Origin of the sequence: Denitrificimonas caeni, from assembly GCF_905120345.1 — a bacterium.
GTDB lineage: Bacteria > Pseudomonadota > Gammaproteobacteria > Pseudomonadales > Pseudomonadaceae > Denitrificimonas > Denitrificimonas caeni_A.
This window is the reverse complement of sequence record NZ_CAJHOA010000001.1, coordinates 1-17,828: the sequence shown is the minus strand read 5'-3', so window position 1 is coordinate 17,828 and position 17,828 is coordinate 1. Positions and strand designations below refer to the sequence as shown.

The 17,828-nt window shown below is 48.1% G+C and carries 12 protein-coding genes; all 12 read right to left on the bottom strand.

What is annotated here, in order from left to right:
• Window positions 1-22: 22 nt before the first annotated feature.
• The 12 genes from JYJ62_RS00060 to JYJ62_RS00005 all read right to left on the bottom strand — a co-directional run bounded on the left by JYJ62_RS00060 (window position 23) and on the right by JYJ62_RS00005 (window position 17,738).
• On the bottom strand, window positions 23-1,450 hold the full coding sequence (locus JYJ62_RS00060) for a dihydrolipoyl dehydrogenase (RefSeq protein WP_205340145.1): 1,428 nt from the start codon (window positions 1,448-1,450) through the stop codon (window positions 23-25).
• A gap of 141 nt (window positions 1,451-1,591) precedes the next feature.
• On the bottom strand, window positions 1,592-2,245 hold the full coding sequence (locus tag JYJ62_RS00055; RefSeq protein WP_205340144.1) for a DUF799 domain-containing protein: 654 nt from the start codon (window positions 2,243-2,245) through the stop codon (window positions 1,592-1,594).
• A complete protein-coding gene (locus JYJ62_RS00050; RefSeq protein ID WP_205340143.1) occupies window positions 2,242-2,595 on the bottom strand; it encodes a DUF4810 domain-containing protein in 354 nt (117 codons plus the stop codon). The genes JYJ62_RS00055 and JYJ62_RS00050 overlap by 4 nt, the downstream gene beginning before the upstream one ends.
• Window positions 2,592-3,266 carry a CsgG/HfaB family protein gene (locus JYJ62_RS00045; protein ID WP_420042806.1) on the bottom strand — a complete coding sequence of 225 codons (675 nt, stop codon included), beginning with the start codon at window positions 3,264-3,266 and terminating at the stop codon, window positions 2,592-2,594. Before JYJ62_RS00045 ends, JYJ62_RS00050 begins: the two co-directional genes overlap by 4 nt.
• A 349-nt stretch (window positions 3,267-3,615) precedes the next feature.
• The gene (locus JYJ62_RS00040; protein ID WP_205340142.1) at window positions 3,616-4,284 is read right to left on the bottom strand and encodes a thiopurine S-methyltransferase; all 669 of its coding nucleotides are present in this window, start codon (window positions 4,282-4,284) and stop codon (window positions 3,616-3,618) included.
• A gap of 135 nt (window positions 4,285-4,419) precedes the next feature.
• Complete coding sequence (locus JYJ62_RS00035) at window positions 4,420-5,829, bottom strand: efflux transporter outer membrane subunit (protein ID WP_205340141.1); 1,410 nt, start codon at window positions 5,827-5,829, stop codon at window positions 4,420-4,422.
• A complete protein-coding gene (locus tag JYJ62_RS00030) occupies window positions 5,813-8,908 on the bottom strand; it encodes an efflux RND transporter permease subunit (protein WP_205340140.1) in 3,096 nt (1,031 codons plus the stop codon). The genes JYJ62_RS00035 and JYJ62_RS00030 overlap by 17 nt, the downstream gene beginning before the upstream one ends.
• Window positions 8,905-11,979 (bottom strand): MdtB/MuxB family multidrug efflux RND transporter permease subunit, encoded by a 3,075-nt coding sequence (locus JYJ62_RS00025; protein ID WP_205340139.1) that lies wholly within the window; start codon window positions 11,977-11,979, stop codon window positions 8,905-8,907. The genes JYJ62_RS00030 and JYJ62_RS00025 overlap by 4 nt, the downstream gene beginning before the upstream one ends.
• A complete protein-coding gene (locus JYJ62_RS00020) occupies window positions 11,976-13,229 on the bottom strand; it encodes an efflux RND transporter periplasmic adaptor subunit (RefSeq protein WP_205340138.1) in 1,254 nt (417 codons plus the stop codon). Before JYJ62_RS00020 ends, JYJ62_RS00025 begins: the two co-directional genes overlap by 4 nt.
• A 192-nt stretch (window positions 13,230-13,421) precedes the next feature.
• Window positions 13,422-15,011: a GGDEF domain-containing protein gene (locus JYJ62_RS00015; protein ID WP_205340137.1), complete on the bottom strand. Its 1,590-nt coding sequence runs from the start codon at window positions 15,009-15,011 to the stop codon at window positions 13,422-13,424.
• 165 nt (window positions 15,012-15,176) lie between these two features.
• Window positions 15,177-15,677: a thiol peroxidase gene (gene tpx, locus JYJ62_RS00010; RefSeq protein WP_205340136.1), complete on the bottom strand. Its 501-nt coding sequence runs from the start codon at window positions 15,675-15,677 to the stop codon at window positions 15,177-15,179.
• 207 nt (window positions 15,678-15,884) lie between these two features.
• The gene (locus JYJ62_RS00005; protein ID WP_205340135.1) at window positions 15,885-17,738 is read right to left on the bottom strand and encodes a trypsin-like peptidase domain-containing protein; all 1,854 of its coding nucleotides are present in this window, start codon (window positions 17,736-17,738) and stop codon (window positions 15,885-15,887) included.
• Window positions 17,739-17,828: the final 90 nt, after the last annotated feature.

Below are 17,828 nucleotides of genomic sequence, written 5' to 3'. Positions count from 1 at the left end.
GCCGAGGGCATAGTGTAGACGATTATAGGTCTGCTAAAACCAAGCCAAAGGGTAAGCCAGCAGGATCAGGGATATGTCGCGCGATATCTTGCAAGGCGCTCTGTATCGTTTCCTCCACTACCGGATGGTAAAACGGGATTTGTAAGAGGCTATGCGCGGTCTCTTCACGCTCAATCGCCAACGCCAAAAACTGCGCCACATGCTCGGCGCGCATCCCCAACATACTGGCACCCAGCAGCGTGCCACTGACTTTATCGGCATACAGTCGCAGCAGTCCTTTATGCTCAGATAACACCTGACTACGACCATTACTCTGGGTATAAGCCGTGCCAATCAAAATCGCATCCTGATCGAGTTTATCAAAGCGCGCACCAACACTGACTACATCAGGATTGGTAAAGGCAATAGCAATCGGCGTTTTGCGTTTAAAGGCCACCGGCGTGCTTTGCACCGCGTTATAACCGGCCATCGCACCTTCATCAGCGGCTTCATGCATCAAGGCACGCTGGCCATTAACATCACCAGTGATAAAGACGGGATGCTGTCCCATTTGCATGGTCTGTGGATTAAACAGCGGCTGCCCACGCTCATCCAACGCAAAACCCGCTTCGGCTAAATTAAGCTGATCTGTATTGGGACGACGACCTAAAGCGACAAGGATTTTATCGACCTGAACCTGTTTGTCACCGGCTTGCAACACAACACCTTCACCTTGCTCCGCCTTGACAAGCTCAGCAGGCGCACCTAAATACAGCTGCATCTCTTTGCTAAACTCATCCAGTGCGTGCTGACTGACCTCAGGATCACTGATACCGCCAACGCTGGTGGCCATATCGGCGCCATACACTGCAACGCCTAATCGCGCCAACGCTAAGCCCATCTCCAAACCAATCGCACCTAAGCCTAAAACACCAATGGATTTCGGCAGAACCTCCATTTCAAAGAAGTCATCAGTGGTGATGCAGTGCTTGGCAAAGGGCTGTAAAAAATCAGGCATCACTGGGCGCGAGCCGGTGGCAATAATCACTGCTTTGGCTTGAATTTGCTGGGTACCGTCAGCGTGCTCAACTTCGAGTAAGGTGGGTGTTAAAAAGCGCGCCCGGCCCATTATTAATTGTTCACCAGCGGCGCGCTTAGCACTTGCAACAGCACCTCCAGAAAAGATATCGCGCTGTTCACGCAACGCCTGCCAAGCAACAGCACTATCAAGACGTAAGTGTTGCGCACCACTGATACCATAGCGAGGAAACTCTTGTCGGCTATGCCAAAAGTCCGCTATATGTAGTGCAACTTTCGACGGCATACAGCCCACTCGTGCACAAGTAGTGCCCAACGGCCCCGTATCAATTAAAACAAAGCTTTTCTTCGCACGTCGCACTTCCCGTAACGCGTACAATCCTGCGGTGCCTGCACCAATGATCGCCACATCAACACTGATTTGCTTAGACATTCCATACTCCACTTCTCAATATGATTGTTACGCTAGCATAAAAACAACTGCAGTTACCGCGAAAACAATACTTAACTGTAGAGTATGGATTCAGCAAGCAGTCTAATCATCAAGCTGACATGCACGGTTCAGTCTCAAAACCTAGGGTTCTTGCTGTTGCGAACGTGGGCCGTACAGCAAACGATTTGGACCACCGGCGTGTAACAAACGCGCGCTGGTGATTCCTCCAACCTCATGCCCCTTATTGCTCAGCGTATTAGCCACCTGATCAATCACCGCTATCAGCAACATCGCCAACACATCACTGCTAGACCCTTGCTGCTCAGCAGTTGATGCCGTCGCCGAGCCCTGCCACAACTCCTCTCCCGTTTTTAACGAGACCAAACGCGCTTGCGCCGTCACTCGTGTCTCACTGCTTAAGACTTTATAGCTGGTACCGTACTCAGTAATCTTTAAATACACCACCGCATCTGCAGCAAAAATCTCACGCAACTTCTCCATGGGTACCGCATGAATCTCACCGGGCTCAGTCATACCATTGTGCTTAAACAGATCATTGACCATTGCCACCGGAAAAACATAATAGCCCGACTCAGCTAATGGATAAGTCACCTGCGACAGAAAGCTGTAACTGGCATTAACCTCCAAGCTTTCATTGAGTGGCGGCAAGACTAAAATCGATAAAGGATTTTCCGCTTTGAGTTTACTGTAATCGTAAACAGCACTGGGAGTCGATGCACAGCCAGCCAATAGCACCATTGCTAATACTGCGTAGGCACGCCTTAATGTTTTCATGGCAACAGTCCCTGTTTCTCAAGCATAAAATTAACAAACTCAGTTGCCTCAGGAAACAGTTGCTTCTCCGTCAGCAGGTGACCCACACCCTCCTCATCACGGCCCACATTAAAATACAACAAGGCTAAGTGAGCATGCAGTCCTGGGGCGGTACGTGAGTCCTTACTTTGTGCTGTATCAATAGTCTTTTCAAGGCTGGCAATTTGTGCCTGAGCATCTTCATTGCTGGGCACTAAATAGCTATAAATCGAGGACTGATACCCTCCCCACTCATACAGTGTGGCGGGTTTCTGCACGCAACCTTGTAGACCGACAACAATGATAACAACGCTAAATAGTAATTTAATCATTGCGTTACGGGCCTCCATGCTCGGCTATCTACGCCCTCAACTAAGTGATTGACGGCCTCACGAATGGCTAAATCCAATACTTTTCCATTCAACGTTGAGTCATAACTAGCTGTACCACCAAAGCCAACAACTTCACGGTTAGACAAGGCATACTCACCTGCACCTTGCACTGAGTAGACCACCTCAGAGGTGTTGACATTGACAATATTAAGATTCACTTTTGCGTAGGCTATTTGCGATTTAGCACGCCCTAAAATTCCAAACAGCTGATGATCACCCACTTCTTTACGACCAAACTCAGTGACATCACCCGTCACCACATAGTGAGCGCCCTGCAAAGTTTGTGCCTGACCTTTGATGTCAGCTTCGGCTTTAATTTCGTCCATATTGGTACGATCCAATACGCTAAAACGATTACTTTGTTGTAGATGAGTGACTAATGTGGTTTTTGCCTGATTACCCAAGCGATCCACCCCATCAGAAAAAATACCGCGCTGATAGCTGGAACGGTTATCAAACTTGCCCACGGCAATCGGTGTGCGAGGGCCCTGATAATAGCTGGCGGAACTCTTAACGGTTGGCGATTCGATAGTGCGTGAAGTCTCAGTGGCGCAGCCTGTGAGCAATGCCATCGAAAGTCCTAAAGTTGCAAATAATCCTTTTTTCATCATTATTCAAATCCATCGTTGGATATTAAAAGAGTGGCATGGAGTGCCGATCATTTTTAAACATCCAAAGCTTAGCTCAAGATAAGAGCTAGACCTTTGATCGACAGTGGCTTTTAGCTGAAAAAAGACGACATAAATGACGGGATGCCAAGTGCATCACATAACAATGCTTAGAAAAAGTTCAAGAGGTTATTCAACAAGGTAAACCGCCATGACCGACCAGGCAGCGCTGCCGGTTGCAGCAGCTGCCAAGCGATCTTGTCGTTGCGATTGCGACGGTGCTGGCGGCCGCTGGTTAAGCACACTGGACCTGAAATGAGCGAGCGAAAGTAAGTTTCGCTGACACGCGCTCTTAATTAGTTAAACAACGAGATCTGACGCAATACACATAATCAAACATACGCGTAATACCTACCGCTTTAAATCGCCACTCTTGCTCAAGAATATCGCGCTCTTCAGTGCACTCAACAGTAAAGGCTTCACCCAGTAGCTGTTCCACTTGCTCAGGCGGTACCGCGAAAGGAGGTCCTTTCATCTGCTGTTGCGGATAGTCCATCGTCAACAACAAGCCCTTACAGGGTTTAGGCATAATATTACTTAAATGATGCGCATATTGTTCGCGTAAGCCACTGGGTAATGCGATTAAAGCAGCTCGGTCATAAAACACAGGGTAATCAACTAAATCCTCTGCGGTTAAATTGAAAAAGTCACCGCACAAAATAGTAATTGCGCCAGCGCTATATTGAGTGAAAGATCCTTGTTGAGTGATCACAGGTGTTAAGTTTTGCTCAACAAAAAAATCAATCACAGCTTTTTCAATCAACTCAATACCCAATACGCTATAGCCTTGATCCGCCAACCAGCACATATCCACACTCTTACCACACAAGGGCACAAACACCTTGCTGCCTTTCGGTATAGCTAAGCGCGACCAATAAGCAGCCAAACCTGGATTCACTTGATTGAGATGAAAGCCAATCTGATCACGCTGCCAACGCGTTTGCCAAAACCCTTCTTCCATTGTTTTTATCCTTATTTTTAGAGAAATGGCAACAGCCATGCTTTACGTTAACGTCAGCATACAAACAAAACGACTGACTCGACCAGTCAATTGTGCATAAACTTTAGATAAACAGATCGAAACGTTGTCTCATTTCTACAGCTGAGGTGACTTCTCGTCGTCGGAATCCACTTGCCAACCACCACCGAGCGCGCTAATCAATTGCACGCTGGCAGTCAGTTGCGTCGCCAGCAAGTTAAGCAGCGTACGCTCGCTATTCAGCGCGGTGGTTTGTGCGCTACTCACTGCGAGATAATCCACCATACCGGCGGCATATTGGTTTTCGGTTAACTGTAACGAGTCTTGTGAGGCGGCTAATGCTTCACGTTGCACCAGTATTTCCTGTTCTAAAACATTCAATTGCACCAGTGCATCTTCCACTTCAGCAATCGCCTGCAAAGTGGTTTGACGATAACGCGCCACCTGCTGATCATAACGCGCTTCTGCTTGCTCAGTTTTCGAACGCCGTAAACCGGCATCAAACAAGGTCATAGCAAACTGCGGCCCAATCGACCAAAAGCGATTCGGCATGCTAATCCAATCCGCTAAATTACTGCCGCGGTAACCACCGCTGGCACTCAAGGTTAAATCAGGAAAATATGCACTCTTGGCCACACCAATCTCGGCATTAGCGGCGATCACCCGGCGCTCAGCCGCAGCAATATCAGGACGGCGCTCTAATAAGGCGGAAGGCACCTGCATTGGCAGTGCCGGCAGCCTAGGCAAGGTCTCGACACTGGCGACCTGCAGCGCATTAGGCGTACTCCCAACCAACAAGGCTAGCGCATGCTCATAACGCGCGCGCTGCCAATCCAAGTCCAGCCGTTGCGCTTGGGTGTTTTTCAGTTGCGTGAGTGCCTGACTGACATCCGTTCGCGTTACCATGCCGGCTTTATAACGATTCTCGGTTAACTGCAATGAGCGTTGATACGCCACAAGCGTGGCATCAAGCAAGCGCATCTGTTCATCAATCACCCGCAGCTGCAGATAGTTCTGCACCAACTCTGCTTGCTGACTTAAGCGCACCCCTGCCCACTCCGCAGCACTGGCCTGGGCGCTGGCTTCACTGGACTCCACTTGACGACGCACCTGCCCCCAAATATCCAACTGCCAACTCAGGCCCAGCGCCAGTTCATTGTTCTTACCGACACTCACATCATTACCACTGCGCGACGTGCCCACTTGACCAGTAGCTTTAGGGTACAGCCCCGAACGACTGCCACCAACTAAGGCCCGTGCTTCACGCCAAGCGGCCTCGGCCGCACGCAGGTTTTGGTTGGAGGACTCCAACTGCTTGAGCAAATCCAGCAACGGCGCATCCTGATACAACGACCACCAGGCTACCGACGCCTGTAGATCAGCTGGCTGCGCCACTTTCCAGCCCGGCGTATGACGAAACTCAAGCGGCAGCGGCGTCTCAGGACGTTGGTAATTGGGGCCCAGCACACAACCGCTTAACAGCATTGCAGCGATGCTAAAGGCACTGAATTTAACGATCTGTTTCATGAGCTACTTCCATCGTCGTTGGCGTTTTTTTACGCCGTACACGGGCGCTTAAACGGTCAAAAAATAAATAAACCGCCGGCGTACTGTACAAGGTCAACAGCTGACTGAGCAGCAAACCACCGACAATCGCCAAACCCAACGGCTGCCGTGCTTCTGAACCTTCCGCACTACTGATCAACAACGGTACTGCACCTAAAATAGCCGCCATGGTAGTCATCATAATGGGCCGGAAACGTTGCAAGCAGGCCTGCTGAATGGCTTGTTCGGCACTCATTTTCATTTCCCGCTGTAACTGCAGCGCCAAATCAATCATTAAGATCGCATTTTTCTTCACCACACCGATCAGCAAAAACAAGCCCAGCAACGAAATCAAACTGAACTCACCGCCCGTCAGCTGAATTGCCAGCAACGCGCCAACCCCCGCCGAGGGCAAGGTTGAAAGAATAGTCAGCGGATGAATATAGCTTTCGTACAATACACCCAGCACCAAATACACAATGGCAATCGCCATCAGCAACATCAGACCTTGCGCGCCTTGGCTTTGCTGGAAGACTCCAGCAGTACCGCCTAAACGTCCCTGCACTTCATTGGGTAAATTAATCCGCGCCATCGCTTTCTCAATGGCCAAGTTGGCCTGCTCTAGGCTCACGCCCGGCGCTAAAGCAAAGCCAATGCTTTCCACTGCAAATTGACCGTCATGCTGTATGCGATCCTGCTGCAAACTGGATTCCCAGCGGGTAAACGCTGATAAGGGAATCTGCTCGCCATTCGCACCGATCACCTGCATTTGCTCCAGAACCTCTGGTGACCCAACAAACTGTGGATCAATTTCTAACACCACGCTGTATTGATTAAGGCTTTCATAAATTGTTGAGACTTGACGCTGACTAAAGGCGTTATTCAGCAGCGAGGTCACCATCGCCATATCCACACCTAAACGTGCAGCCGTGGCACGATCCACTTCCAAGGTCACCTGCTGCGCACCGCGACCTTCTTTACTGTCAATATCGGTCAGCTCCGGCAGCGCTTTTAGGGCATCACGCACTTTCGGTTGCCAAATCCGCAAATCATCTAATTCACTGGCTAGCAGTACATACTCATTATCCGTATTACCGCCTTCGCGCCGCCCCATATTTAAATCTTGCTCAGGCATTAGAAACAGCCGCGAACCGGCTACTTTGGGCATCTGACCACGCAAACGATCAACGATTTCCTGCGCAGAGTGTTTACGCTCGGTAATCGGTTTTAAGCGCACAATTAAAAAAGCATTACTGCCGCCACCAATAAAACCCGCGACTGTTTGCACATCTTTATCTTTCAATAACGCTTGACGATAGGCTTCCATTTTTGGCTGCATTGTATGGTAGGACAAACCATCATCGCTGCGAATCATGCCCATCAGTTGGCCGGTATCTTGTTGCGGCATAAACGTCTTCGGCACCATGATAAACAGCCAAGCATTTAAGCCGATCGTCAGCAGCAAGCCAAATAGCATCCACCGTTGGTAATTAAGCGTCCAGGCCAGCGAACGCTGATAACCGGCAGCCACCCACAGACCAAAGCGTTGGATAACGTTAGGTTTATGCTGTTCAGCCGCCACCGCGGGCCGCAACCAGCGGGCTGACAGCATCGGGGTTAAGGTTAGCGACACGACTAATGAAATCAAAATCGCCACAGTCAAGGTAATGGAAAACTCGCGGAATAAACGCTCAATTAAGCCGCCCATAAACAAGATCGAAACAAACACCACCACCAACGACAGATTCATCGACAGCAAAGTAAAACCCACTTCACGAGAGCCATCAATGGCGGCCTGCAGCGGTTTTTTACCGTTATTGATATGCCGAGCGATATTTTCTAACACCACAATGGCGTCATCAACCACCAAACCCGTGGCAATAATTAGCGCCATTAGCGACAGATTATTCAGCGAAAAATCCAGTAGGTACATCGCCGCAAAGCTACCAATCAAGGATACCGGTACCGCCAAAGCAGGAATAATTGCAGCACGCCAATGACCTAAAAACAGCATCACAACGATAATCACCAGCGCGGTAGCAATCAATAACGAGCGCTCAGCCTCGTGCAAAGTGGCACGAATCACCGAGGAGCGATCCATCGCCACCTGCAATTGTGCGCTGGCGGGTAATACAGCTTGTAAGGCCGGCAACTCCGCTTGAATGGCTTCAATAGTCGCAATGATGTTGGCACTGGCTTGACGGTTAATCACCAGTAGCACTGCATCTTTATCATTAAAAAAACCACTGTTATAACGGTTTTCGACACTATCGGTGACAGTCGCTACATCACGCAAACGCAGCGCTGCACCATCGCTATAACGAATAATCAGTGGCGCATACTCGGCGGCGCTATACAGTTGATCATTACCTTGAATTTGCCAATGACGATTGCCTTGTTCAAGCTGTCCTTTAGGCTTTTGTTGGTTAGCATTGGCAATAGTTTGACGCACATCATCTAAGGCAATACCGTATTGTTCTAAACGGCGCGGCTCCAACTCCACGCGCACCGCAGGCAAAGAACTGCCACCAATTTGGACATCCCCAACACCCTGCACTTGTGACAGTTTTTGCGCAACGATACTGGAAGCCAAGTCATACATCTGACCTTTCTCAAGTACTTCACTGGTCAGGGATAACACCATAATCGGTGCTTGTGTAGGATTCACTTTACGGTAAGTTGGCATACTGCGCATGCCACTGGGCAACATTTCATGCGCGGCATTAATTGCCGCCTGCACCTCACGCGCGGCGGCATTAATATCATGGCCCAAATCAAATTGGATCATAATCCGCGTACTGCCTTGGCCGCTGCGGCTACTCATTTGACTGATCCCAGCAATACTACCCAGCGAACGTTCCAACGGCGTAGCGACCGTGGCAGCCATTACTTGTGGGCTGGCACCGGGCAAACTGGCCTGCACAGTAATCATCGGAAAATCCATATCCGGCAACGGTGCTACGGGTAAAAGTCGAAACCCCAGAATCCCCAGCAAGATAATCGCCAGACTGAGCAGCATCGTGGCAACCGGCCGCTGAATAAAAGGTGCCGACAGGTTCACGACGTAGAACTCTGCTTAAAGCGCGCTTTAGTGCGTGTGCTTAAACGGTCAAAGAATAAATAAATCACTGGCGTGGTAAATAGCGTCAGCACTTGGCTGAGCAATAAACCACCGACCATCACCAAACCTAAAGGCTGGCGCAGCTCAGCTCCAGAACCGCTGGCAAACATCAATGGCAAGGCCGCAAACAGTGCCGCTAGCGTGGTCATTAAGATCGGTCGGAAACGTAATAATGCGGCTTGAAAAATAGCATCTTCCGGACTTAAACCCTGATGGCGCTCAGCATCCAAAGCAAAGTCGATCATCATAATTGCGTTTTTCTTCACAATACCAATCAGCAAAATAATCCCGATAATCGCAATCAGACTCAGATCATTGCCGGTGATAAATAACGCCAATAACGCGCCAATTGCCGCCGATGGCAAGGTGGAGAGAATGGTCAGCGGATGGATATAGCTTTCATACAGCACGCCCAGCACCAGATACATGGTCACTACAGCCGCGAGAATCAGCAGCAAAGTACTGGAGAGCGACGCCCTAAATGCTGCGGCCGCACCTTGAAAGTCACTTTGTATCGATGCTGGCATGACTAAGTCCAACTGTGCTTGCTCAATCAACTCCACCGCTTCACCCAGCGATACACCAGGCGTGAGGTTAAACGACACAGTCACCGCCGGAAACTGACCGATATGATTCAATAACAATGCTGCGGATTGCTCTTCAACCTTGACCAAGCTGGCCAAGCGTATGGCCTGCCCATCGCTGCCACGTACGTGCACATCATGCAACGCTGCCAAAGCATCGTTTGGATTACTGATACTTTCCAGCACCACACGGTACTGACTGGTTTGGGTAAAAATTGTGGAGATCTGTCGCTGGCCAAAAGCGTCATACAGCGCATCAGTTAACGTGGCGATACTGACACCTAAACGCCCAGCTAAATCACGGTCAATATTCAGGTAATACTGCAAACCGCTAGCCTGCAAATCACTGGCGACATCACGTAACTGCGGCAAGCTTTGCAAATGCGTGACCAAGGTCGGCACCCAGCGATGCAACGCCTGCTCATCGGCCGATTCTAGGCTGAACTGAAACTGGGTACGACTAACACGATCCTCAATACTTAAATCCTGCACCGGCTGCATAAACAACTGGATGCCTAACACCTGACTCAACTCTGGGCGCAAACGATCAATCACATCAGCGGCCGAGACATCACGCGAGCTAAAGGGTTTCAGATTGATCAGCATACGTCCGGTATTGAGCGTGGGATTATCGCCATCCACACCAATCTGCGAGGAGACGCTTTGCACCGCAGGATCTTGCAAAATCACCGCACTGAGGCGTTGCTGGCGCCCACTCATCGCAGCAAAAGAAATACTTTGTGGCGCTTCAGAAATACCCTGAATAACGCCAGTGTCTTGTGCAGGAAAAAAGCCTTTTGGTACCCATATCCACAGCAATGCGGTCAGCACAAAGGTCGCCACCGCAAACCACAAAGTCAGTGCCTGATGATTCAAAACCCAACGTAAACCATTACTGTAGTGTTCAATCGTACGGTGCAGCCAATCATCTTTATTCTCTTCGACAGCACCGCCACGTAATAAACGCGCACACATCATTGGCGTTAACGTCAAAGAAATCACCAGTGAGATTAAAATCGCCACCGCCAAGGTGATAGCAAACTCACGAAATAAGCGCCCGACCACATCCGCCATAAACAATAAGGGAATCAGTACAGCAATCAGTGAGAAGGTCAGCGAGACTAAAGTAAAGCTAATTTGTTTGGCGCCCTTCAGCGCGGCATTCATGGGTGTCTCGCCTAACTCAATATGCCGAGCAATATTCTCCAGCATCACAATGGCATCATCGACCACAAAACCGGTTGCAATGGTCAAGGCCATCAAGGTGAGGTTATTCAGTGAGAAACCCGCTAAATACATCACGGCAAAGGTACCAATTAACGACAAAGGCACCACGATTGATGGAATGAGCGTCGCGGTCAGGCGCTTTAAGAATAAAAACGTCACTAACACCACCAATACCACCGCCAGCATTAACTCAAACTGCACATCACTGACTGCGGCACGAATGGTTTGCGTACGGTCGGTGAGCACTCTGACTTCAAGACTGGCCGGTAAACTGGCAATAATACTAGGTAGCAAGGCTTCAACGCTTTCTACCACCTCAATCACGTTGGCACCGGGCTGGCGTTGAATATTCAGCAAGACCGCTTGGTTGAGATCGGCCCACGCCGCTAAACGGTTATTTTCTGCGCCCTCAATAATCTCAGCGACATCAGCGAGCTTTAAAACGCGACCATCATCATGCGCGACAATCAGCTGAGCATAATCCTCAGCTGAACGCAGTTGGTCGTTCGCATCCAGTTGGGTAATACGGGAGGGGCCATCAATGCTACCTTTGGGCTGATTAACGTTGGCGCGAGTAATCACGCTGCGCACATCAGCTAGCGTTAAACCGGCTGCGGCTAAAGCCTGCGGATTGGCACGTATACGCACCGCTGGGCGCTGACCACCACCGACACTGACTAAACCCACACCACTGATTTGCGCAATCTTTTGTGCCATGCGCGTATCAACTAAATCATTCACCTGCGGCAACGGCATACTGGATGAAGTAATAGCTAAAGTCAGCACTGGGCTGTCGGCCGGATTCACCTTGTTATAGACCGGCGGTGCAGGTAAATCATTGGGTAATAGATTGGTCGCAGCATTAATCGCTGCCTGTACTTCTTGCTCGGCCACATCCAGTTTAATATCTAAACTAAAGCGTAAGCTAATCACTGACGCGCCACCGGAACTCGTGGATGACATCTGCGCTAAACCTGGCATCTGCCCAAACTGCCGTTCTAAGGGTGCGGTTACCGCACTATTCATCACCGTTGGACTGGCACCCGGATATAACGTCAGCACTCGGATCGTTGGGTAATCCACTTGCGGTAAGGCTGCCACCGGCAATAAACGGTAGGCAATCGCACCGGCCAAAAAAACCGCTAACATCAGCAGTGTGGTAGCGACCGGCCGCAGAATAAAGAGACGTGAAACGTTCATTTGTCAGACTTCTGTGGCGACTTTTTAGTGGCAGAGGCTGATGATTTATCAGGCGTAGGTATTGTTTTATCGCTAGGGATCAGCTCGCCAGCTGCCGTCACACGTTCAACTTTACTACCCGTGCGTAAACGATCGACACCTTCCACAACCACCCAATCACCCGCCTCTAAACCTGAACGCAACATACTTTGCGTACCATCGCTGGTAATAATTTCAATCGGCTGAATTACCACGCTATCGTCATCTTTAATCTGCCAAACAAAGCGGCCATTCGCACCAAACTGAATCGCATCTGCTGGCAACAACAATGCGTGCTGATGCACCATGACCTGTAGATGGACATTGACGAACTGATTAGGAAACAAGGCATGATCTTGGTTTTCAAAGCGTGCTTTTAAACGCACACTACCGGTACTGACATCCACTTGGTTATCAATACTGTCGAGCACGCCTTCTGCGAGCAACTGGGTTTCATCACGATTCCACGCCTGTACAAGCAAAGGCTCACCCAACTGATAGGCTTGCAATACCGCCTGCAACTCGTGTTCAGGAATTGTAAAGTTAACTGCGATAGGGTTGTCTTGGGTAATGCTGACTAAGACGGTGGACGCTGCAGAGACATAGTTACCGGCATCCAAGGCACGTAAACCTAATCGTCCCGAAATCGGTGCAACAATACGCGTGTGCTCAACATCTAAGCGTGCATTATCACGCTGAGCTTCACGCACCTTTAAAGTACCTTTGTATTGGGCAACGGTAGCTTGTTGCTGCTCTAAGGTTTGTCGAGCAACTGAATCCTCTTTAAATAAGCCCTGATAGCGTTTTAGATCCAGCTCAGCACTGGCCAGCTGGGCACGGGTTTCTTGCAATGCACCCTCGGTCTGCAATAACGTCGCTTGGTAATTACGCGGATCGATTTGTGCCAGTAGCGTGCCCTTCTCGACAAACTGTCCTTCGCTAAATAACACCTGATCCAGCTCACCACTGACCTGGCTGGTGACACTGACCGCATTCCAAGGGGTCACCGTACCCAATGCTTTCAATTGCACGGCAAAACGATCAACACGCACTTGCTGAGCATTGACCGGAACCGCTCCCATAAAGCTACCGCCCATACGCGAGCCTTGTTTAGCTGGCTCGTCGTTATTTTGCCACCACCAGCCAGCACCTACTGCGCCACACAGCAATAGAGTAATAATAAATAGCTTTTTAGAGAATTTTTTCGGGGCGCGTACAGAAGTATCAGGCATATCAATTATTCACAGTCCGTGGGAGCATGAAAGATAGCAGCCTTCGCGTGGCTTAGCAGCGTCTTTACTATCAATTTACCTTTGTTGACAGATTAATCGGCATGCGGTTTTTATCACGACACGGCCATAACCGATAACACTGCAAGACTGATGCATTCTGTGTCAACAACGCAAAAGTACACTCAAGACCCACTAGGACAACTGTACTGCAAGCTCAGCTTCGCAACACTGGGCATGCTGATCCAATAAAATACCGCAAACACGGTTACGCCCACTGTTTTTTGCACGATAGAGCTGCTCATCTGCTTGCACTATCAGCTGATGAGCCTTGCAATGCGCACCTTGTAAAGTGGCCACACCCACGCTCACTGTCAGCGGTCGCGACTGCGCGTTGGCATTATCTAAATTGAGCGCAATAACCGCTAAACGAATTTTCTCTGCGATGTGAAGAGCCCCCGGAAAATCAGTGCTCGGCAAGACACAAACAAATTCCTCACCGCCATAGCGGGCGACAAAATCTATCGACCGCGTCAACACAGCAGTCAGCACCGTCGCTATGTCATACAGATAGGTATCGCCAACCCCATGTCCATAATGATCATTAATGTTTTTAAAAAAATCAATATCGATCATCAGTACCGATAATGCAGCACCGCTGCGCTTATGGTGCGAATACTCTATCGCCATCCTTTGATCAAAGTGGCGACGGTTGGCAAGTCCAGTTAATGCATCGGTCTGGCTTAAGTATTCCAACTGCCTATTCGCCTCTTGCAACTTCTGATGTTGATACACAATACGTTCGTGACTCCCAGCAAGCTTCGTAAGGATGCGCTGACGAGAGCGATACACAATAAACAGCACCACAAACATCAGCGTACCGACAATAATCGTCACCCATAACAGCTGCTGTCGACTTTTTTGTTGAATGTATTTTTCAATTAAACGCTGCTCACCATCAGCATAGTTGCGCACCGACTGACTGTTATCAATTGCCTCGATATAGCGATTAAAAATATTAACTAAACGCTGATTATTCTCAGTCTTGGTAAATAAAAAACCATAGTTACGCGGGTACTCGTACAAGGTGTAAATGTCCTCAAGATCAAACAGCTCAAAACGATAGCGATCCTGAGCAAAAACACCTTGATTAAAGATGGCCAGATCAATTTTATTGTTCAGCAGCGCGTCGTACAGTACGCCATTACTAAAACCAAACATGTGTACATCATCAACCAGCGTCTGCACATAAGGAACAGCCGCTGCTTTATTGATCATACCCACTCGATACTGATTTAATTGGCGAATATCGGAGATATGCACCTGATCTTTTTTACGCGCAATAACTGAGTAAAAGCCTTTATAGTGAGTATCGGTAAACAACCCTAAATCAGCACGCTCAAAGATATAACTGACCGGAAGCAGCACATCAACTTCACCGCGCTCAAACTGTTCGAGCTTTTTGTCAACATAAAAACCATCATCGTCAACAAACTGATAAGACAGACCCATTTGCTCGGCGATAAAACGAAAAGTATCGACACTGACACCCTGATACTCAGCCGCTTGCTGATCGTAAAATGATAAGGGTGGGATGTGCTGGTATGCACTGACTTTGAGCTTAGGTAACGAACGCACGAAAGCTCGATCTTCAGCGCTCAACTCGACAGGATGACGTAAGGTGATCTTTGCATCAACGGAGTGTGAGGCATGCACGGCAAAAACAAAGGCAGCACTCATTGCAAGTGCGAATAGGATACTGAAGGAACGATAACGTTTAGACATACATCGCATCTCTCAAGTCAAATAGTGAGTCTATGCCCATCTATTACACTTGATTTATACTGCGATTGAGTCAGTGGATACAAGAGCAAAATGATATTAAATTGCCATCATCTATTGATAAAGCGCAGCAATGATCATTTAAACCACTGCTGCACCCAAAGCAGCTTAGCTTAAGACCGCTAATGCACTGTCATAATCTGGCTCATTGGCAATTTCAGAAACCAACTCGCTGTACAGTACTTTATCGTTTTCATCTAAAACGATCACTGCTCGCGCCGCCAAACCTGCTAACGGGCCTTCGGCAATATCAACACCATAAGCCTGGAAAAAATCAGGATCACGCATGGTGGACAAGGTCAGTACGCGATCTAAACCCTCGGCACCACAAAAACGTGCGTGAGCAAAAGGTAAGTCAGCAGAAATACACAGAACACGGGTATTTTTTAAACCGGCCGCTTTTTCATTAAAACGACGCACTGAAGTCGCGCAGGTGGCCGTATCAATACTTGGGAAAATATTCAAAACTTTGCGCAAGCCAGCCAGGCTCGACAAGCTCACCTCATCCAAGGTGTTATTCACCAAGCTAAACGTCGGCGCTTGCTCGTCTTTTTGTGGAAAATGGCCATCAACGCGCACTGGTGTGCCTTTAAAAGTAACGGTCGTCATTTATATTTCCTTTACATGATTAATACAGAAATCAGTCTGGTGTGATACCACGCATGATTCTACGTGGAGCAGCTCAAGGTTGCGAGAACTGTCCGCAGATCGAGGCAACACAGCAGTCAGCCTTTAAAACAATACTCAGCGTAGATCATGCTATTTTATAGTTAGTAAAAATAAATTTGATTTACTTATCATGAGTTTATTTATATATTATTTTTTAACCCACACATGATAAGCAATGCCCTCATAAATATAAGAGGCATATTTATTGATGATGCTATCTTTCTCTTGAGTGTTGACGGTGTAAAAATGAGTCCCCGTTTTAGTATTGTAAAAACGGTACAAGGCCGTTGATCCTGGCACAGCTGCCGGTGCGGCATACCAAGCAATACCCTCATAGATATAATCAGGGTATGTTCTTTCAACGTGCTCTTTCTCACTTTTACTGATCGTATAAAAATGCGAACCAAGAACTTTATGATAGAAACGATAGACAGGACTTAATGCTACACCTGATGCTTGGTGCGCATAAAACGCTTCACCCTCATAAATAAAGGAAGCATATTTATTTATGACATTATCGCGCTCTGCTTCACTGTTAGTGAAAAAGTGTGTACCCGTTTTTGTATTATAAAAACGAAACACACCACTTCTATTATCAGAAGAGCCTATCGGTTTATCACTGGTAAGCCATGTCGTTAAACCAGCCTTAAATGCCAATTCAAACCTGCCATAGTAATCAGTGCCATAACGATTACCACAGGATGAATCACCACCGTATAACTGACCTGCGATATACCATTGCCCTGTCGAACTTGAAGGACTGCCTCTTTCTACAAAAAGCCCAGCACCACTACTACCACTTGCGGTAGCACTGTTCGTATAGCCAACCTGAAGATAACCGGCACTAGAGCTTCTGGACGCCGTACAAAAAAAGCTCTCGTAGTCGAGCTCTTTGCAGTCTGCGTATGCCGAACTAACAGAACCCTTAGCTATCTTTTGCGGCTGACCATCTGGGTGATGAATAACATTAGCTGTTGAGCGAACGACTGACGCTGTTGTCCAACCAGCGTAGGTTGCGCCAAGGGGTGCTGGCTCACGCAAACGTAACAAGACAGTGTCAGTTGCCCCTTGACTGAATAAAAGATCCGCCCCTTTAGTCAGTTTCTTATAGTTACTCGGTGTACTATCAAAAGAGCAAAAACTGGATTTATAAAACCAAAAAGTCTGTAATGTCGAAGCTTCTTGCCTAGATTCAATACAGTGATTTGCTGTTAAAAAATAAGGGGTACTTGAGTTTTGTGTATCATTTATTAGCGTCCCAGTGCACATATAAGAATCGCCATATGCATCTGTAAACACCATTTTAGCAACACTATCGCTACGCGTTTGTGCAGTAGGTTCACATGCAGCATTAGGCATGCAACTGAGATCACTATAACGACTACTTGTCTGTTGATACTCAACAGGATCTATAAACATGTGCGACAAGTACGGAATTGAAATTTTCGTATCTATTGTAGATATTTCTTTTGGCAATAATATTTCTAGTGTGATCTGTTCTCCTTCAAGATAAGGACCAACATATAGATCATTACCCGAGTCGAGACCTTCTTGTTTGTTAACAAAAATAGAATTTATAACGTCCTCGCCTGAGACAATAAATACTTCATCGCTGACAGGGCTGCTGAAGCGCAACTGAGCTCTAGGATGCAACTGCTCAACATTTAAAACAAATCGACTGCCGACGGCTTGAGGTGAAACCACACTTAATGCAGCAAGATGACGGCCATCAGCAAACATTTCCCAGTCTAAATAAGAGGCAAATTTCTCAATTGTTTCGACTGCGGGAATGGACCGTTTGAAGCCAGCCTGCAAAGGATTGCCAAGCGTTGTTGAGCGTTGCGCACGATGAGAACGCGTTTCTAAGACCTCTTGCGAGTCGCTCAGAGGCTCCAAAGTAATAACGGGAGTTTTTTTACTGTAGTAAAGCGTCGTACTTTCATCTGTAACGGCTGACTTGATTTCCATGATAACTGCGGGCGTATAAGAATCAACCCACATATCCGCTGGCTGCGAGACTGTAATTAAATCTGTGTAACTGTTTATCATTGACCCCTAACGGGAAGGATAGACAGACGATGAACAAAAAAG